Origin of the sequence: Ideonella azotifigens, assembly GCF_021043325.1 — a bacterium.
GTDB classification, from domain to species: domain Bacteria; phylum Pseudomonadota; class Gammaproteobacteria; order Burkholderiales; family Burkholderiaceae_C; genus Ideonella; species Ideonella azotifigens.
The window spans coordinates 86,966-105,331 of the sequence record NZ_JAJNKD010000005.1 but is presented as its reverse complement, the minus strand read 5'-3'; the positions used below and the strand labels follow the sequence as shown (position 1 = coordinate 105,331).

At 68.4% G+C, this 18,366-nt stretch carries 12 protein-coding genes; 6 read left to right on the top strand and 6 right to left on the bottom strand.

What is annotated here, in order from left to right; translation table 11 throughout:
* On the top strand, window positions 1-885 hold the full coding sequence (kynA, locus tag LRH25_RS13080; RefSeq protein ID WP_141289310.1) for a tryptophan 2,3-dioxygenase: 885 nt from the start codon (window positions 1-3) through the stop codon (window positions 883-885).
* A 70-nt stretch (window positions 886-955) separates the two neighbouring features.
* Here the strand turns inward: kynA and LRH25_RS13075 are convergent, their stop codons facing one another.
* Window positions 956-2,311: a S8 family peptidase gene (locus tag LRH25_RS13075; protein WP_170200961.1), complete on the bottom strand. Its 1,356-nt coding sequence runs from the start codon at window positions 2,309-2,311 to the stop codon at window positions 956-958.
* A 392-nt stretch (window positions 2,312-2,703) separates the two neighbouring features.
* Between LRH25_RS13075 and LRH25_RS13070 the strand changes: the two genes are divergently transcribed.
* Window positions 2,704-4,515: an aminopeptidase P family protein gene (locus tag LRH25_RS13070; RefSeq protein WP_231011331.1), complete on the top strand. Its 1,812-nt coding sequence runs from the start codon at window positions 2,704-2,706 to the stop codon at window positions 4,513-4,515.
* 86 nt (window positions 4,516-4,601) lie between these two features.
* On the opposite strand, the gene ettA is transcribed toward LRH25_RS13070, so the two are convergent.
* Both ettA and LRH25_RS13060 read right to left on the bottom strand, forming a co-directional pair.
* A complete protein-coding gene (ettA, locus tag LRH25_RS13065; RefSeq protein ID WP_141289605.1) occupies window positions 4,602-6,266 on the bottom strand; it encodes an energy-dependent translational throttle protein EttA in 1,665 nt (554 codons plus the stop codon).
* 192 nt (window positions 6,267-6,458) lie between these two features.
* Window positions 6,459-8,879 (bottom strand): putative bifunctional diguanylate cyclase/phosphodiesterase, encoded by a 2,421-nt coding sequence (locus LRH25_RS13060; protein WP_231011330.1) that lies wholly within the window; start codon window positions 8,877-8,879, stop codon window positions 6,459-6,461.
* Window positions 8,880-9,218: 339 nt separating this feature from the next.
* On the opposite strand from LRH25_RS13060, the gene LRH25_RS13055 reads away from it, so the two are divergent.
* From LRH25_RS13055 to LRH25_RS13045, 3 genes are all read left to right on the top strand, one after another.
* Window positions 9,219-10,655: a DEAD/DEAH box helicase gene (locus LRH25_RS13055; protein ID WP_231011328.1), complete on the top strand. Its 1,437-nt coding sequence runs from the start codon at window positions 9,219-9,221 to the stop codon at window positions 10,653-10,655.
* A gap of 248 nt (window positions 10,656-10,903) precedes the next feature.
* Window positions 10,904-12,646, top strand: a complete 1,743-nt coding sequence (locus LRH25_RS13050) for a methyl-accepting chemotaxis protein (protein WP_231011326.1) — start codon at window positions 10,904-10,906, stop codon at window positions 12,644-12,646.
* A 105-nt stretch (window positions 12,647-12,751) separates the two neighbouring features.
* Window positions 12,752-13,723 carry a sensor domain-containing diguanylate cyclase gene (locus LRH25_RS13045; protein WP_141291669.1) on the top strand — a complete coding sequence of 324 codons (972 nt, stop codon included), beginning with the start codon at window positions 12,752-12,754 and terminating at the stop codon, window positions 13,721-13,723.
* 56 nt (window positions 13,724-13,779) lie between these two features.
* Here LRH25_RS13045 and LRH25_RS13040 read toward each other — a convergent pair whose 3' ends face one another.
* From LRH25_RS13040 to ypfH, 3 genes are read right to left on the bottom strand one after another with little or no spacing between them, the layout of a single operon-like run.
* The gene (locus LRH25_RS13040; RefSeq protein WP_231011325.1) at window positions 13,780-14,670 is read right to left on the bottom strand and encodes a 2OG-Fe(II) oxygenase; all 891 of its coding nucleotides are present in this window, start codon (window positions 14,668-14,670) and stop codon (window positions 13,780-13,782) included.
* A gap of 60 nt (window positions 14,671-14,730) precedes the next feature.
* Entirely contained in the window at window positions 14,731-15,516 is a 786-nt protein-coding gene (gene yaaA / locus LRH25_RS13035) for a peroxide stress protein YaaA (RefSeq protein WP_141290035.1), read from the bottom strand.
* A gap of 16 nt (window positions 15,517-15,532) precedes the next feature.
* Window positions 15,533-16,234 carry an esterase gene (ypfH, locus tag LRH25_RS13030; protein WP_231011324.1) on the bottom strand — a complete coding sequence of 234 codons (702 nt, stop codon included), beginning with the start codon at window positions 16,232-16,234 and terminating at the stop codon, window positions 15,533-15,535.
* 192 nt (window positions 16,235-16,426) lie between these two features.
* Here ypfH and LRH25_RS13025 point away from each other — a divergent pair, with 192 nt between their 5' ends.
* Window positions 16,427-18,334, top strand: coding sequence for a diguanylate cyclase domain-containing protein (locus LRH25_RS13025; protein WP_141290033.1), 1,908 nt, complete (start codon window positions 16,427-16,429; stop codon window positions 18,332-18,334).
* Window positions 18,335-18,366: the final 32 nt, after the last annotated feature.

Sequence of the window (18,366 nt, the reverse complement as noted above, 5' to 3'; positions counted from 1 at the left end):
ATGGCCTGCCCTCACGCTCCGCAAGACGCCACGCCCGCCAAGCCGACCGCTGCTGGCGAAACCATCGTCCGCGAGGAAGGCGCCCAGCTCGACTTCTCGCATGACATGAGCTATGGCGATTACCTGCACCTCGATGAGGTGCTAGGCGCCCAGCATCCGCTCTCGCCAGACCACAACGAGATGCTGTTCATCGTGCAGCACCAGACCAGCGAGCTGTGGATGAAGCTGATGCTTCACGAACTGACCGCCGCCGTGCGCCACCTCGCGGCCGACCAGTTGCAGCCGGCGTTCAAGATGCTGGCCCGGGTCTCGAAGATCATGGAGCAGCTGGTGCACGCCTGGGACGTGCTGGCGACGATGACGCCGCCCGAATACTCTGCCATCCGCCCCTACCTGGCCCAATCCAGCGGTTTCCAGAGCTGGCAATACCGCTGCATCGAGTTTTCGCTGGGCAACAAGAATGCAGCGATGCGCAAGCCGCACGCGCACCGGCCGGACCTGCTGCAGATCGTGGACGCCGCCTGGCACCGGCCGTCCTTGTATGACGAGGCCTTGCGCCTGCTGGCTCGCCGCGGCATCCCGGTGCCTGCCAGCCACACCGAGCGCGACTGGACCCTGCCTTACACGGCCAGCGAGGGCGTGATGCAGGCCTGGCTGCAGGTCTACCGCGCACCGGACCAGCACTGGGACCTCTACCAGCTCGGCGAGGAACTCACCGACCTGGAAGACGCCTTCCGCCTCTGGCGTTTCCGCCATGTGACCACGGTGGAGCGCGTGATCGGCTTCAAGCGCGGCACCGGCGGCACCGGCGGCGTGAACTACCTGCGCAAGATGCTGGACGTGGTGCTGTTCCCCGAGATCTGGCAACTGCGCACCGAGCTTTAGCCTTCACCGCCCAATGAAAAAGCCGCCCTCGGCATCCCTCGGGCGGCTTTTTGCGGAAGTGCGAGGACGCTCAGAAGGTGCTCATGTCCAGCCGGGCGCCGGTGAGAACCTTGCCGGTCAGAGAGGAGGTGGGGACCGCGCTGTTCAGGATCGCCGCCTTGATCTCCGGGGCCGTGGCGCTCTGGTGCGACGAGGCATACATCGCGGCAGCACCCACCACAAACGCAGAAGCGAACGAGGTGCCGCTCAACGATGCATAACCCGACTTGTAGACACCCTTCTTGATCACCGGGTTGGTGGTCTCGATGGCGGTGCCCGGTGCGGCCAGGTGAACCGTGGTAGCGCCGTAGTTGGAATAGCTGGCCAGCGTGCCGTATTCGGTCAGCGCCGCGACCGAGATCACGTTGTCCAGCGCATAGCTGGCCGGGTAGAACGGCGCGGTGTCGTTGCTCTTGCTGCTGTTGCCGGCAGCTGCCACCACCAGGATGTTGGCAGCGCCAGCGCGGCCGATCGCATCGGAGAAGGCCTGCGAGAAGCCACCGCCGCCCCAGGCTGCGCTGATGGCCACCAGCTTGATGTTCTTCGAATATTTCAGGTTGGTCAGGTAATCCATTGCCTTGACTGCCAGCCCGGCGTTGCCGGTGCCGTTGGTCATCATCTTGGCGGGAATCATGTTCACGCCCCAGCAGACGCCGGCGATGCCCTTGTCGTCCCCACCACGCGCGCCGATGATGCCGGCCACCTGGGTGCCATGCTCGTCGGTCACGTCGTCGAACACGGTGTTGTCCTTGTTGACGAAGTCCCAGCCGTTGATGTCGTCGACATAGCCGCTGCCGTCTTCGTCGATGCCGTTGACCACCTCATCCGGGTTGGTCCAGACGTTCTTCAACAAGTCGTTGTGGGTCAGCATGATGCCTTCGTCCATGATGCCCACATGGATCTTCTTCAGGCAGGTGTTGCCCCTGTCCCAAGCCATCGCGGCGCCGGAGCCGTAGGCATTGGTGAAGAGCGGCGAGGTGGCGCCATACATGCCCCACTGGCTGCCGTTGACATAGTAGGGATCGGTGGCCACCGACTGTGCGGTGTAGACCCAGTTCGGCTCGGCGAACTTGACGAAGCCATTGGCGCTCAGCAAGCGCATGGCGGCGGCAACCGAGGAGCCTTCCGGCAGGCGGATGCGGTGCAATTCGCCCATGCTGCCGTTGGCCGCGCGCAGCCGCTCGACCGAGCGCCCGCCCACCAGCGCCAATGCGGACTGCCGCGCAGCCAGCGCCGCGGTGCCGTGGAACTGCACCAGCAGCTCACCGGGCACGTACTTGGCATGCGCGCTCAGGCTGGCCTCGACGAGGTCCGCATTCGCATGGGCAAGGCCCACGCAGCCCAGCAGCGACACCGCCACAGCAACAGCCGACAGGCCACGATTCAAACAACTGCTCACTCGACACCTCCAAACCAACGGGAAACACATATATAAAACCTTGTTACAGCTTCGCAGCGGAAGAGGGGGGTGTCTACCATGCGACTTAGGGGGAAATCATTGACTCGAAGGACCTCGCGGGTGTTCACGTTTAGGAAACTACGTAGCCGCGCACCACGCGCGCCCGTGATTCACCGACAACTGGCACGTGAACCATTGCGCGCACCAAGCCGGACCGCGCACCGGCCACCCGCCAGCAGCAGCCCTGACGAGACCTCGGGCGCGGGCTGCTCCTAGAATCACCGGTCCGGCGCCGGGCTCATGGCGCCGGCTTCGCCCCCCTTCCTGACGACCTGCGCCACCTGCGTCATCCGCGCGGGCTGGCCGACCGGAGCCACACCATGGACACCCGCACCGCCCCCGCCCGCCTTCGCATTGCCCGCCTGCGAGAAGCCATGTCCGCCGCCAATGTGCAAGGCGTGCTGGTGCCGTCCAGCGACCCGCACATCAGCGAATATTTGCCGGGCCGCTGGCAGGGCCGCGAGTGGTTTTCCGGCTTCACCGGTTCGATGGGCACGCTGGTCGTCACGCTGACCGAGGCAGCCTTGTTTGCCGACAGCCGCTACTGGACGCAGGCCGAGGCTGAGCTGGCCGGCAGCGGCATCGCGCTGGTCAAGATCCCGACCGGCGCCGCCACCTACCACCTGGACTGGATCGCCCAGCAGCTCAAGCGCGGCGAGACCCTGGCGGTCGACGGCCAGGTGCTGGGCCTGGCCGCGGCCAAGCAACTGCGCGGCGTGACCGACGCCGCCGGCATCCAGCTGCAAACCCAGGCCGACCCGCTGGACGCCGCCTGGGATGACAGGCCCACGCTGCCGACCGCCGGCATCTACGAACACCTGGCCCCCGAGGCCCCGGTGTCGCGCGCAGCCAAGCTGGCGCAGGTGCGCGCGGCGATGGCGGCACAAGGCGCCAGCCACCACTTCATCTCGACCGTCGACGACATCGCCTGGCTGACCAACCTGCGTGGCGCCGACGTGGCCTACAACCCGGTGTTCCTGGCCCATGTGTTGATCTCGCCGGCCGGCGCGACGCTGTTCGTCGGCAGCGGCAAGGCCGACGCCGCGCTGGCGGCCAAGCTGGCCAGCGAAGGTTTCCAGCTGGCCGACTATGCCCAAGCCGCCGCCGCGCTGGCCAAGCTGCCGGCCGGCAGCACGCTGCTGATGGACCCCAGGCGTGTCACGCTGGGCCTGCGCGAAGCCGTGCCGGCCAGCGTCGCGGTGATCGAGGCCATCAACCCCAGCACGCTGGCCAAGAGCCGCAAGACAGCCGAGGAAGCTGCCTTCATCCGCCAGGCCATGGCCGAGGACGGTGCGGCGATGTGCCACTTCTACGCCTGGTTCGAGGCCGCGCTGGCCCGTGGCGAGCGCATCACCGAGCTGACCATCGACGAAAAGCTGAGCGGCGAGCGCGCCAAGCGCCCGGGCTTCGTCGGCCTGTCCTTCCCGGTCATCGCCGGCTACAACGCCAACGGCGCCATGCCGCACTACCGCGCCACGCCCGAATCGTTCGCCCCCATCGAAGGCAACGGCCTGCTGCTGATCGACTCCGGCGGCCAGTACAAGGGCGGCACCACCGACATCACCCGCGTCTGGCCGGTCGGCACCATCACCGCCGAGCACAAGCGCGACTACACGCTGGTGCTCAAGGGCACGCTGCAGCTCAGCCGCGCGCGTTTCCCAGAAGGCACGATGAGCCCGATGCTGGACGCTCTGGCACGCGCGCCGCTGTGGGCCGAGAGCATGGAGTACGGCCACGGCACAGGCCACGGCGTGGGCTACTTCCTGAACGTGCACGAAGGCCCGCAAAGCATCAGCAAGGCCGTGCCGGACGCCCACATGGCCATGCGCGCCGGCATGATCACCTCCATCGAACCCGGGCTCTACAAGCCCGGCCGCCACGGCATCCGCATCGAGAACCTGGTGCTCAACGTGCCGGCGCCCAGCAGCGAGTTCGGCGAATTCCTCGAATTCGAGACGTTGACGCTGTGCCCCATCGACACCCGCTGCATGGACTTCGACCTGCTGCGCGCGGACGAGATCGACTGGTTGAACCAGTACCACGCGATGGTGCGCGAGCGCCTGTCGCCGCTGGTGGATGGCGATGCGCTGGCCTGGCTGGTCAAGCGCACCGAGCCGATCCAGGCGACCTGAGCCCCTGCGCCAGTCACCCAGCAAAAAGCCACCCCAGGTACCCAAGGGTGGCTTTTTTCGTGGAGGCCCGGAGGCCTTGAGAAACCTTACTTGAGCGCCTTGAAGCGCAGGCGGTGCGGCTTGGCGCCTTCTTCGCCCAGGCGCTTCTTCTTGTCGGCTTCGTACTCCTGGTAGTTGCCGTCGAAGAAGAACCACTGCGAATCGCCTTCGCAGGCCAGGATGTGGGTGCAGATGCGGTCCAGGAACCAGCGATCATGGGAAATGATCATGGCCGAGCCGGCGAATTCCAGCAGCGCGTCTTCCAGCGCACGCAGGGTTTCGACGTCCAGGTCGTTCGACGGTTCGTCCAGCATCAGCACGTTGCCGCCCTGGGCCAGGGTCTTGGCCAGGTGCAGGCGGCCACGTTCACCGCCGGAGAGGCTGCCCACCAGCTTCTGCTGGTCATTGCCCTTGAAGTTGAAGCGGCCCAGGTAGGCCCGGCTGGGCATCACGAACTTGCCGACGGTGATGTTGTCCAGGCCGCCGGAAACGTCCTGCCACACGGTCTTCTCGGCTGCCAGGCCCTCGCGGCTCTGGTCCACGAAAGCCAGCTGTGCGGTCTTGCCGGTCTTCACTTCGCCCGAATCCGGCTGCTCGACGCCCTGGATCATGCGGAACAGCGTGGACTTGCCGGCACCGTTCGGGCCGATGATGCCGACGATGGCGCCCGCAGGCACCTTGAAGCTCAGGTTGTCGATCAGCACGCGGTCGCCAAAGCTCTTCGAGACATTGGTGAACTCAATGACTTCATTGCCCAGGCGCTCGGCCACCGGAATGAAGATTTCGTTCGTCTCGTTGCGCTTCTGGTATTCGACGTCGCTCAGCTCCTCGAAACGGGCCAGGCGCGCCTTGCTCTTGGCCTGGCGGCCCTTGGCGTTCTTGCGCACCCATTCCAGCTCCTGCTTCAAGGCCTTGGCGCGGGCGTCTTCGGACTTCTGCTCGGCTTCCAGGCGCTTGCCCTTGCCGTCCAGCCAGTCGGAGTAGTTGCCCTTGTACGGGAAGCCCTGGCCACGATCGAGTTCGAGGATCCACTCGGCCGCGTTGTCGAGGAAGTAGCGATCGTGGGTGATGGCCACCACGGTGCCGGAGAAGCGCTTGAGGAACTGCTCCAGCCAGTCCACCGATTCGGCGTCCAGGTGGTTGGTCGGCTCGTCGAGCAGCAGCATGTCCGGCTTGGACAGCAGCAGGCGGCACAGCGCCACGCGGCGCTTTTCACCGCCGGACAGCGGGCCGATCTTGGCTTCCCAGGGCGGCAGGCGCAACGCGTCGGCGGCAATGTCCAGCAGGTGATCGGTGTTCTCGCCACCCGAAGTGGCGATGATGGCTTCCAGCTCGGCCTGCTCGGCGGCCAGCGCGTCGAAGTCGGCGTTTTCTTCGCCGTAGGCAGCGTAGACCTCGTCCAGGCGCTTCTGCGCGGCAATGGCACCGCCAATGCCCTCTTCCACCGCCTCACGCACGGTCTGGTCCGGATTCATCACCGGCTCCTGCGGCAGGTATCCGATCTTCAGGCCCGGCATCGGCACGGCTTCGCCTTCGATGTCCTTGTCCAGGCCCGCCATGATCTTCAGCAGCGTGGACTTGCCCGAGCCGTTCAGGCCCAGCACGCCGATCTTGGCGCCGGGGAAGAAGGACAGCGAGATGTCCTTCAGGATGTGACGCTTCGGCGGCACGATCTTGCCGACGCGGTTCATGGTAAAGACGTATTGCGCCATTTGCGGTCCCGATGACGGCCCTTGCTGGAAGGGCGAAGCCATCTCCCGTGGCCGACAGGGCCTGCCAGGAGTGGCGGAGAAAAGGAGGTGCTGCCGCCCGGTCCGCCGGGGCGGACCCGGAGCGGTGCACGGCAATGCAGTGCAGCAAAACGCGATTATCGCTGCTGTCGGCCCCGACGGTTCGCCGCCGGTTCAGCTCGCCCGCTCGGTGGTGGCTGGCCAGTGAGGGAGGAACTGCTCGAACTGCATCGACTCGCTGGCCGGCAGGTCGCCCGGGTCGGGCCGGCTGTTGGGGTCCCAGCTGTCCATCAGCCGGCGCATCTGCTCGGCCGGCGCCGGCCGGGCCAGCAGGTAGCCCTGCACCGAACTGCAGCCGGCGCGCCGCAGCACTTCCAGCTGCGCCGGCTCTTCCACGCCTTCGGCCACGGTGCGCATGCCCAGCATGCGCGCCAGCTCGACGATGGTCCGCACGATGGCGCGGGCGTCGTGGTGGGTCAGCAGCTCCCGCACAAAGGCACGGTCGATCTTCAGCGTGTCGAACGGGAAACGGCGCAGGTAGGCCAGCGAGGAATAGCCGGTGCCGAAATCGTCCAGCGCAATCTGGACCCCCAGCGACTTCAGCTGGTGCAGGTTGGACATCGCCGTGGGTGTGTCGTCCAGGAAGATGCCTTCGGTGATCTCGATCTCCAGGCGCTCGGCCGCCAGGCCCGACACCTGCAGCGCGCGCCGCACATCGTCCAGCAGGCCGGTGCGCATCATCTGCGCCGGCGAGACATTGACCGAGATCATCAGGTTGCCGAACAGCGCCTGCGCCTCCTGGCAGGCCCGCTGCAGCACCCAGGCGCCGATCTCGCCGATCAGCCCGCATTTCTCGGCCACCGGAATGAACTCGGCCGGCGGGATGGAGCCCAGCGTCGGGTGCTGCCAGCGCACCAGCGCCTCGGCGCTGAGCAGCTCCCAGGTGTCCACCCGCACCCAGGGTTGCCAGTCCAGGCTCAGCTCGCCGCGCTGCAGGGCCTGCCGCAGCTCATGCTCGACCGACACCACGCGCCTGCTGCGCTCGCCCAGCGCCGGCGCGAAATACTCACAGCGGCCGCGGCCGGCTTCCTTGGCGGCATAAAGCGCCAGGTCGGCATTGCCCAGCACGTCGTCGATGGTCGTGCCGTGATCCGGTATCAGCGCCACGCCGATGCTGGCGCCGATCGCCACCATCTGCCCGCGCACCTCACCCGGCGAATTCAGCACCTGCAGCAGGCGCTGCGACAGTTGGGCAACCTCCTCGTCACTGCGCACATCGTCCAGCAGCACCGAAAACTCGTCGCCGCCCAGCCGCGCCACCAGGTCGCTGCGGCGCACGATGGACTGCAGGCGCTGCGCCACCAGGCGCAACACGCCGTCGCCCACCGAATGGCCCAGCGAATCGTTGATCGACTTGAAGTTGTCCAGGTCCAGGCACAGCAGCGCGCTGCGCCGCGGCGGGTCGCCCCTGGCTTCCAGCGCCTGCGACAGGCGCTCGCGCAGCTGCACCCGGTTGGCCAGCCCGGTCAGCGAGTCGTAGTGGGCCAGGTAGGCCAGGCGCTGGTGCGTCAGGCGTTGCTGCGTGACGTCGGAAATGACACCGCGCCAGCCGTTCGAGCGACCAATCTCGTCGAGCAGCGGCTTGGCGGTCACCGTCCACCAGCGGTGGCTGTCGCCCGCCTTGACCTGCAGCAGCACGTCGCGGAACGGCTTGCCGCGGGCCATCGCCGCACGCAGCGCCCGCAGGCCGCCAGCGTGTTCGGTGTCGATGTGGCGATCGTCGAGCATCTGCACCAGCCCGGTCTCGGCCAGCACCGCTTCCGGCTCGCCCAGCAGCACAGCCAGCCGGCCCGACACATGGGTGAACAAGCCGCTTCGGTCGATCTCCCACAGCACATCGGTCGCGTGTTCCTCGAAGTCGCGCAACAGCAGGCTGACCAGTTGGCCCTGGCGGGCCGCCTCGCGTTCGGAGTTGATGCGCGCCTGCAACTGCCGCGCCACCGAGCGCACACCGGCCAGCACCACCGCCGCATACACGCAAAGCATCCCGGCCACCGTCAGCGCCGAGCCGCCACCCTGGCGCAACAGGCCCACCAGTGCGCCCAGCGCCAGCACGCACAGCCAGGCCAGGCTGGCCGGCAGCAGCGGCGCCAGCAGGAAGGCACCTGCGCCGAGCATGCCGCAGACCAGCATTGCAATCACCAGCTGCTGGCCCACCGGCACCTCCGGGTACCACAGCGCAGAGACCGCGGACCACAGCAGCGCCAGCCAGGCCGCGTGGCCGGTGGCATGCCACAGCGCGCGCGGCGAGACGCTGGCCGGCGCCAGTGCGCCGCGCAAGCGCCAGGCGCGCCAGCCGGCCCAGCCGCAGCTGGCCAGCAACAGCAGCAGCCAGGTCCCCAGCGGCCAGGGCCGCCGCAGCGAACCCAGCAGCGAACCGGCCACCAGCACGCCGCACAGCGCATTGGCCAGCATGACGGCAGGCGACAGCCGGGTCACCATCGCCAGGTGGCGCGCCCGCAACTCGGCAGCCGCAGGCTCGGGCGAAAACAGCGCCAGCACTTCGCTGCGCGCGTCCTGCCAGGAGCCAAGCATGTGAGAAAGACCGCGCAACTTCGTTCCTAGAAAGGGTGGCCAGGGCGCCCGCCACAGGCGTTGCAAGGGCCCGGACCCACGGTCCGCTGTCCGGAGCCAGCGGCGAAATGTAACCGGACCGGGAACACCCTCTATTCAAAGCATGCCCAATGCGGCGGGGCAATCCCCTGACTGGTACACTGTACTCAGCGGCTTCGAGTCCAGCTCTGATGCCTGCTTGTCGCTTCTGACATCGGTGAATGCCCTCTCGGTGCTCACCCTCCCCCCACGCCGGGCCCCTGGCTGGTGCCCCCTCCCGGCGGCAAATGGGCCGGCGACACGCTCCCCAACTGAGTCTGCATGACCTTTGACACCCTCGGCTTGGCCGAACCGCTTGTGCGTGCCGTGCACGAACAAGGCTACACACAACCCACCCCCATTCAAGCGCAGGCCATTCCCGCCGTCCTCCTGGGCGGTGACCTGCTCGCCGGCGCCCAGACCGGCACCGGCAAGACGGCCGGCTTCACGCTGCCCATGCTGCACCGCCTGGCAGCGCTGGGCACCAAGCGAGACGCCAAAGGCCGCGTCGCGATCCGCGCACTGATCCTCACCCCCACTCGCGAACTCGCCGCCCAGGTCGAGGAAAGCGTGCGCCTGTACGGCAAGTACCTGCCGCTGACCAGCATGGTCATGTTCGGCGGCGTGGGCATGGGCCCGCAGATCGAGCGCCTGCGCAAGGGCGTGGACATCCTGGTAGCCACCCCCGGCCGCCTGCTGGACCATGCGCAGCAAGGCACGCTGGACCTGTCGCACGTGGAAATCTTCGTCCTCGACGAAGCCGACCGCATGCTGGACATGGGCTTCATCCACGACATCAAGAAGGTGCTCGCGATGCTGCCCAAGGCCAAGCAGAGCCTGCTCTTCTCGGCCACCTTCAGCGACGAAATCAAGGCCCTGGCCGACCGCCTGCTGAACCAGCCGGCGCTGATCGAGGTCGCCCGCCGCAACCAGACGGCCGAGACGATCTCGCAAAAGATCCACCCGGTCGGCCGCGAGCGCAAGAAGGAACTGCTGGCGCACCTGATCCGCAGCGGCAACTGGCACCAGGTGCTGGTCTTCACCCGCATGAAGCACGGCGCCAACCGCCTGGTCGAGTTCCTGAACAAGGAAGAGATCAGCGCGATGGCAATCCACGGCAACAAGAGCCAGGGTGCCCGCACCAAGGCGCTGGCCGACTTCAAGAGCGGCGACCTGCAGGTCCTGGTGGCAACCGACATCGCCGCCCGCGGCATCGACATCGACCAGCTCCCGCACGTGGTCAACTTCGAGCTGCCCAACGTACCGGAGGACTATGTGCACCGCATCGGCCGCACCGGCCGTGCCGGCGCACAGGGCGAAGCCGTGTCGCTGGTCTGCGTGGACGAGGACTCGTTCCTGCGCGACATCGAAAAGCTGATCAAGCGCAGCATCCCGAAGGAAATCGTGCCCGGTTTTGCGCCGGACCCGAACGAACGGGCGGAGCCCATCGTGCTGGGTCGCCGGATGACGATCGGCGTCGGCGCCGGTGGCGGTGGTGGTGGCCGCGGTGGCCGCAGCGGTGGTGGCGGTTTCGGTGGCGGCGGCAGCCGTGACGGCGGCCGTCCTCCGGCCGCTCGCGCTGGCGCCGGTTCCGGCCGTCCGAGTGGTGGCGGTGGCCGTGGCCCCGGTGGTGGCAGCGGCGGCGGGCGTGGCCCGGCCGGCGGCGGCTCTGGCGGTGGTGGCGGCAACGGCGGCCCGCGCCGCGGCGGCGGCCGCTGAGCGCCGGCCGGCAACACATGAAGACACCTGCGGGTGTCTTTTTTTTGCCCCGCTTGATCTGGCGCAAGCGGCGAGTGGTTGGCGGGGATTCAGCGGGTGTTCGGGCTTCATTTCCGGGAATTCCCTTCCGATGAAAGCTCATTCAATGGCGACAGCAGATTTGGCCTTCGCCCCGTCGTGCCCAAGCTTGTGTCCGGTCGTCAGGACGCACCCCGCCACCCCGGCACTCCAACGCAAAGATCAGGCCCATGCGAATCAACCATCCCGTCACCCAGAAGGAATACCCATTTCCCGATGGCGAAACCCTGGTCTCCTGCACCGATTTGCAAGGGCGCATCCTCTACTGCAATGCCGCGTTCATCACCGTCAGCGGCTTCACGCGTGAAGCCCTGCTGGGACAGCCGCACAACCTGATCCGCCACCCGGACATGCCCGCCGAGGCCTTCCGCGACATGTGGGCCACGCTGAAAAGCGGCCTGCCCTGGTCGGCCATGGTCAAGAACCGGCGCCTCAACGGCGACCACTACTGGGTGATGGCCAACGTCACGCCGCTGCTGGACGACAAGGGCCAGCCCAGTGGCTACATGTCGGTGCGCACCCAGCCCAGCCGGCAGGAAATCGAAGCCGCCGAGGCCTTGTACCTGCGCATGCGCGACGACGCCCGCGCGGCCAAGCCGCAGCTCAGGCTGGAAAGAGGCCAGTTGCACGACCTGCGGCCACTGCCTCGCCTGATGCGCCTGCTGCACCCCAGCCTGGCGGGCCGGATGTGGCTGATCTGCGCGGCCATGGGCGCCTGGTGCCTGCTGGCCGGCGAGCTCGGCCAGCGCGTGGGCAGCTGGGGCGCCGTCGCGATGGTCCTGCCGGCCGTCGCGCTCAGCGGCTGGCTGCTGCGCCGCATGACGCTGGAACCACTGGAACGCCTGCTCGGCCATGCCAACCGCATGGCCAGCTGCGACCTGACCCAGGCCTTCACCAGCAACCGCGCGGACGAGATCGGCACCTTCACCCGCGCCCTGTCACAGCTCAACGTGAACCTGATGTCGGTCGTGCGGGACGCCCGCAACGGCGTGATGCAGATCCGCCAGGACATGGCGGTGATCGCCGAAGGCAACCAGAACCTGTCCTCGCGCACCGAAGCCCAGGCCAGCAGCCTGGAAGAGACAGCCTCGTCGATGGAAGAAATCACCAGCACGCTGCGCCAGAGCACCGACATGGCCGCCCAGGCCACGCAGCAGGCCGGCAGCGCGCGTGCAGTGGCGGAGGAAAGCCGCCACGCGGTGCAGGCCCTGGCCAGCACCATGCACGGCATCAGCGAAGCCTCGGGCAAGATCAGCGAGATCATCCAGGTCATCGACAGCATTGCCTTCCAGACCAACATCCTGGCGCTGAATGCCGCCGTCGAGGCTGCGCGCGCTGGCGAACAGGGCCGCGGCTTCGCGGTGGTGGCGGGCGAGGTGCGGGCCCTGGCGCAGCGCAGTGCTTCGGCAGCGCGCGAGATCCGCGGGCTGATCCAGGCCTCGGTCGAGCAGGTCGCCGCCGGCAGCCAGCAGACCGACAACGCCCGCGCCGCGATGGACAAGGCGCAGGCGGCGGTCGACAAGGTGCACCACTTCATCGAGCAGATCAGCCACGGCATGAGCGAGCAGATGCTGGGCGTCGGCCAGATCAACCAGGCCGTTGCCGAGATGGACACGATGACGCAGCAGAATGCTGCGCTGGTCGAGGAAATCGCCGCATCGGCCGGCACGCTGCACGAACGCGCCAGCGAGGTGGCCGACTCGGTGGGCGTGTTCCGCCTCAAGGGCCAGGCCGGCACGCCGGCCGCAGCGCCCGCTGCCGTGGCGCTGCGCAAGGTGGCCAAGGCGGCCAGCAGCACCGGCGCTGCGAAGCCGATCATCGCGCAGGCACCCGGGCCCAAGGCGGCCAGCGTGTCTCGCACCACCGCCGCACCGGCCACCACGGCGGGCGACAGCGACTGGAGCAGCTTCTGACCAGGCGGCCCGCGGTTCAACCCGCGGGTAAACGATAGGGCGCCCAAGCCTTCTGCCGCGCAGGTGCCGCTTGTCGGCGCTGGCGGCTCGGTAGAAACTGGCCGCATGGACCGCCGCCCCCCTTCCTTCGACCCGCAGTCCCGCACCTGGCTGGAACTCGGTGAAGTGCAGCGACTGCTGCTGGACTCCTATCCCGGCCTGGTGCTGGGGCTGGACCTGGACGGCCGAATACGCTGGATCAACCCGGCCGGTGCCGAGCGCCTGGGCCGTGGCCGCGACGAACTGAGCGGCCGCGAACTGGCCGGCAACCTGATGGCGCTGGAAGAGCTGGAGGTGCGCGCCACCCAGCTCTCGCGCGAACTCGGCGAACGCATCCCGGCAGACGCCAGCGTGCTCAGCGCCAGGCTGCAGCGCGGCTTCACCGACGAACACGAATGGGTGCTGCGCCACAAGGACGGCTCACCCCAGCCCACCCGCCTGGCGCTGGGCACGCTGCGCGATCACCAGGGCAGCGTGGTCGGCCTGATTGCCGTGGAGCCCGCGCAGCGCTCGGACGATGAAGCCCGGCTGCAGCTGACCCACCACGACAGCCTGACCGGCCTGCCCACCCGCGCGGTGCTGCCCGACCGGGCCGAGATGGCCATCCAGCGCGCCGCGCGCCAGCACAGCGTGGTGGCCTTCATGCTGGTCGAGCTGACAGGCTTCGAGGCCTTGTGCGAAACCCATGGCCACAGCGTCGGCGACGACGTGTTGCGCGCCACCGCCAGCCGGCTGCACTTCGAGCTGCGCAAGACCGACACGGCAGTGCGGCTGGATGGCGGCCAGTTCGCCGCGATGCTGGTCGACCTGCACCACGCGGACGAAGCCACGCTGGTCGCCAACAAGATCGCGCAAGCCCTGGCCGCGCCAGTCAATGTCGGCGTGGCCCGTATTCCGCTGAGCGCACGCATCGGCGTGGCCTGGTTCCCGTCGCATGGGGACCAGCTGCTGCCGCTGCTGCAAGCCGCCGAAGCGGCGCTGGCCAGCGTCAGCAGCGAAGCGGGCGGCGTGGCCTGCGCACCGTTGGCAGGCGACTGACCGCCGGCTGAACCTGCCCTCGGAACGGGCAGGTTCAGTGTCCCCTCAGCACGGGTTCAGTGGAACTCGCCTTCGCGCAGCCACTTCGTCGCCACCCACTTTTCACCGGCCAGCACTGGCGCGCCGCCGTGCAGCGTGCGGGTGGTCGGGCTGGGCCGGGAATAGCTGAAGAACACCGCGTTGCCCTTGATCGGGGCGACTTCGAGGCCGACGTCCGGGAAGGTCGTCGCGCCGCCGCGCTCGGGCGTGTTGAGGTACATCAGCAAGGTGCCCAGGCGCTGGCCGCCGCGCGACAGGATGGTCGGCGCGCCGGGCTGGGCCGGGTCGAAATAATCGTGATGCGGCAGGTACTGGGCGCCGGGCCGGTAGCGCAGCACCTGCAGGCCCTCGCCGTTGATCACCGGCCAGCGCAGCAGGTCGGCAATGCGCTGCTCGATGCGGGCGCACAGCGCGTGTTCGCCGCGGCCGAAGAACATGCCGTCGCTGGTACGGGCGCTGTTCACTTCGCTGCCGCCGGTCGCGTTGACCACGGTTTCCGAGCGCGACAGCCGCGGGTTGGCCAGCGCCACCAGCGCGTCGCACTCCTCGTGCGACAGGAAGCCGCCCAGCACCACCACCCGCGGCAGCGCCATCTGCATCAGCACCTGGACCTCTCGGTCCGGCAGCTGCAGCGTGGTGGCGCCGGCTTCCAGCGCCGGCTCGGGCAGGCGCTGCGGCTGGGCCAGCTGCGCGGCCACGGCGCCGGGCGAGATCCCTTGCTGCAAGGCCTCCACCGCAGGCCGGCCGAGGTGAGCTTCCAGCGTGTCTTCCAGTGCCGTCATGGCGACCTGCTCGTCCCAGCCGCTGGCGCGCATGGCATTCAGCACATCGGCCGGCTGGCAACCGGCTTGCGCCTGGGCCACGATCCAGGCGCGCAGTTCAGGGGTGATGGTCTGCTGCACGTTCATGGCGGCGATTTTGTCATTGCCTCGCGGCCGGGCGCCAGCGACCGGCCCCGCACCCGGGTTTCAGGCTGCCACGCGGCGGCGGAAGACCAGGCGGTCCGGCTCCGAGACCTTGGCGTCGAAGCGGTAGCCTTCGGCGTCGAAGCCGGTCAGCGGCTCGACCTGCTGCAACCGGTGCTCGATCGCGTAGCGCGCCATCAGGCCGCGGGCCCGCTTGGCGAAGAAGCTGATGATCTTGTACTCGCCGTTTTTCCAGTCCTCGAACACGCAGTCCACCACACGTGCCTTCAAGGCCTTGCGGCGCGCCGCGCGGAAGTACTCCTGAGAGGCCAGGTTGACGATCACCGGCGCCTTGTCGCGCGCCTGCTGGGCGTTCAGGTAGCCGGCCAGCGTGTCGCCCCAGTAGCCGTAGAGATCGTCCGCCTCGGCGGTGGCCAGGCGCGTGCCCATTTCCAGCCGGTAGGGCTGCAGCCGGTCCAGCGGACGCAGCACACCGTACAGGCCGGAGAGGATCACCACATGCCGCTGCGCCCAGTCGAGCTGGTCCTCGCTCAGCGTGGCGGCGCGCAGGCCTTCGTAGACGTCGCCGTTGAAGGCCAGCACCGCGGGCTTGCTGTTGTGCGCCGTGAAGCGGGTCGACCAGGCGGCGTAGCGCTGTGCATTCAGCTCGGCCAGTGGCTCGGAGAGGTCCATCAGCCCGGCAATGTCGGAGACCGTTTGCGTCTTCAGTACCGCGATCAGCGCGGCCGCCTCGGCCACGAATTGCGGCCGGGTGGCACGGGCCAGCACCGGTGCCGGCACGGGGGTTTCGTAGTCCAGGGACTTGGCAGGGGAAAGCAGGAACAGCATCGGGCGCAGCGCTCGCTCAGTCTTCTTCGTCTTCGGCCGGCAGGCGGCCGGCGAGGCCCGGCACCGCGCCCATTGCCGCAGCCCACGAACGATGCGGAATGTGGCTGCGCAGGCGCAGGATGGCGCACTGCAGCAGGTGGCCGTTGATCTCGTGGCCCACGCCCTCGGCGATGTCGATGGTCGCGTCGCCATGCAGCTCGCCCAGGCGCTCGATCGCGGCGCGGGCATGCACTTCGGGAATCACCGTGTCGGCGCTGCCGTGGAAGAAGTGCAGCGTGGTGTGCTGCGGCGCCACGTCCGGCAGCGCCGGGTAGCGGCCGGCAAAGGCCAGCACCCGGCCGGCAATGCCGTCATGCGCCTGCACCAGCGAGAGCGCCATGATGCTGCCCTGCGAGAAGCCCCACAGCGCCGTGGCGGCCGGGCCCAAGCCGGTTTCCTGCTGCATCGCATGCACCCAGTCGGCCAGCGCAGGCAGCACCTCGGCCACGCGCGTCACGCGGTTCTCCTCGGTCACGCCCTGGACCGAGAACCACTGCCGCGCCTGGCCGGTCGGGTCACCGTCGAACGGCGAGAAGCCCTCCGGCGCGACGATGGCCGCCTGCGGGAATTCCTTCTGCACCAACCGGGCCAGCGGCGCCATGCCGGCGGCATTGCTGCCCACGCCGTGCAACAGCAGCATCAACTGTTCGGGCCGCCCTTCGGCGGGCAGCCATGTCATCACCTTGTTCATCGCCCGGATTGTCCTTCGACTCCGGCCCCGCCTGCCAACCAGCTTGCCGACAACCCTGCACCGCGGACCGAACTGGCCTGTGCTGGCCCGGCATTTCGGCCCATCGGCCAAACGCAAGCCTGCGCACACTTCAAGTTCCCGCCTACCGTGCGTGAATCCGCCGCCCCTCGCTTCGCCCCCATGTCCCAGCATCCCGCCATCAGGACCCGGCTGATGACTGCCGCCATTGGCGCAGCGGTCGGCCTGCTGATGCTGCTGGGCATCCGCACGGTGTTCAACAACAGCGTGACCCGCGCCGAAGAGGCCCGCAGCCAGGCCCGCGAGCGCTACCTGGAGCTGGGCCTGAGCCTGGGCGCCATGCTGGACGCCGAGACCGGCCAACGCGGCTACGTGCTGACTGCCCTGCCCAGCTTCCTGGCGCCCTACCAGGGCGCGCACCAGCGGGCCAACGAATCGCTGCAGCGGCTGCGGCCGATGTATGCCGAAGACGCCGAAGGCCTGGCCAGTCTGGACGAACTGCAGCGCTGGGAACTGCTGAAGTTCAACGAGCTGCAGGAGATCATCGACGTGCGGCGCGAGAGCGGACTCAGCGCGGCCCGCGAACGGGTCGCCGACGAGCGCGGCCAGCACGACATGGAACAGATCCGCCGCATCATCGACGCGCTGCGCGAACGCGAGTCGGGCGCGCAGGCCACGCTGGCACAGGTGGTGCAGCAGGCCAGGCGCGATGAGACCTGGTTCGAGCTGCTGTTCGTCGCGCTGCTGCTGGGCGCTGGCGGGCTGGTCTACCGCTCGCAGCTGCAGCGCGCCCATGAAGCGCAGGAGGCGGCCACGGCCCAGGTCGCGTCCGAGCGGCGGCTGCGGGCGGTGACCGACAACATCCCGGCCATGGTCGTGCGCCTGGACCGCGAAGCCCGCATCCTGTTCGCCAACCCGGCCGCCGGCATGCTGCTCGGCGAAACCCAGGAGAGCATGCTGGGCCGCACCGTGCGCGAAGTGCGTGGCGAGGCCTCGTACCAGGCCATGAAGCCGTACATCGAGCGGGTGCTGGCCGGCGAATCCGTCGTCTTCGAAACCTCGCCTGTCATCGCCGGCGTGCAGCGCCATTTCCAGCAGCACTACGCGCCTGACCGCGACGAAGCCGGCCTGATCCGCGGCTACTTCGTCTTCATGTTCGACATCACCGAGCGCAAGCTCGCCGAGCAGCGCCAGGCGCAGAGCGAACGCCAGCTGCGCACCATCACCGACAACCTGCCGGTGCAGATCACCTACATCAAGCCCGACGAGACGGTCGCCTTTGCCAACGCCACGCTGCAGCATTGGATGGACGTGCCGGTCAAGGACATCCTCGGCAAACCGCTGAACCAACTGCTGGGGCCGACGCTGTATGCCGAGCGCAGCCAGCCGCTGCAGCGCTGCCTGCGCGGGGAACGGGTCGAGTTCGAAAGCCAGTCCGAGGTGCATGGCGCGGGCGTCTGGCTGCACACCACCTACCTGCCCGACGTGGCCGAAGACGGCAGCGTCGTCGGCGTCTACGCGCTGAGCAGCGACATTTCCGCGCTGAAGGCCGTGCAGCAGGAGCTGAACGCCCAGGCCAGGGTCGACACCTTGACCGGCCTGCCCAACCGCCGCCAGTTCGACGAACGCCTGCCGCAAGCCCTCGCCCGCAGCCGCCGCAGCCGGCGCCCCCTGGCGCTGCTGTTCCTCGACGTGGACCATTTCAAGCAGGTCAACGACACCCACGGCCACCCGGCCGGCGACGCAGTGCTGGCCGAGCTCGCGCGCCGCCTGCTGCAGGTGGTGCGCGCGACCGACACCGTGGCCCGCCTGGCTGGCGACGAATTCGTGGCCATCCTGGAGAACCTGCACCACCCGGACGACGCCCACCTGGTTGCCGAAAAAATCGTCGAGGCCATCCGCCGGCCGATGCTGCATGGCGACCTGAGCGTGCAGGTCTCGGCCAGTGTCGGCGTGTCGTTCTACGACGGTCCGCACGACACCATGGAAAGCCTGGTGGCCCGCGCCGACCAGGCCCTCTACCGCGCCAAGGCCGCCGGCCGCAACACCTTCGCGGTGACTGCCGCCTGAGGCTGCCTGAAGCCGCAGCTCGGGGCATGTCC

Bases quoted from the DNA above. Each gene is read 5' to 3' on its own strand.
- kynA (WP_141289310.1), top strand. From the start codon at position 1: ATGGCCTGCCCTCACGCTCCGCAAGACGCCACGCCCGCCAAGCCGACC.
- LRH25_RS13070 (WP_231011331.1), top strand. From the start codon at position 2,704: ATGGACACCCGCACCGCCCCCGCCCGCCTTCGCATTGCCCGCCTGCGA.
- ettA (WP_141289605.1), bottom strand. From the start codon at position 6,266: ATGGCGCAATACGTCTTTACCATGAACCGCGTCGGCAAGATCGTGCCG.
- LRH25_RS13060 (WP_231011330.1), bottom strand. From the start codon at position 8,879: ATGCTTGGCTCCTGGCAGGACGCGCGCAGCGAAGTGCTGGCGCTGTTT.
- LRH25_RS13055 (WP_231011328.1), top strand. From the start codon at position 9,219: ATGACCTTTGACACCCTCGGCTTGGCCGAACCGCTTGTGCGTGCCGTG.
- LRH25_RS13050 (WP_231011326.1), top strand. From the start codon at position 10,904: ATGCGAATCAACCATCCCGTCACCCAGAAGGAATACCCATTTCCCGAT.
- LRH25_RS13045 (WP_141291669.1), top strand. From the start codon at position 12,752: ATGGACCGCCGCCCCCCTTCCTTCGACCCGCAGTCCCGCACCTGGCTG.
- LRH25_RS13040 (WP_231011325.1), bottom strand. From the start codon at position 14,670: ATGAACGTGCAGCAGACCATCACCCCTGAACTGCGCGCCTGGATCGTG.
- yaaA (WP_141290035.1), bottom strand. From the start codon at position 15,516: ATGCTGTTCCTGCTTTCCCCTGCCAAGTCCCTGGACTACGAAACCCCC.
- ypfH (WP_231011324.1), bottom strand. From the start codon at position 16,234: ATGACATGGCTGCCCGCCGAAGGGCGGCCCGAACAGTTGATGCTGCTG.
- LRH25_RS13025 (WP_141290033.1), top strand. From the start codon at position 16,427: ATGTCCCAGCATCCCGCCATCAGGACCCGGCTGATGACTGCCGCCATT.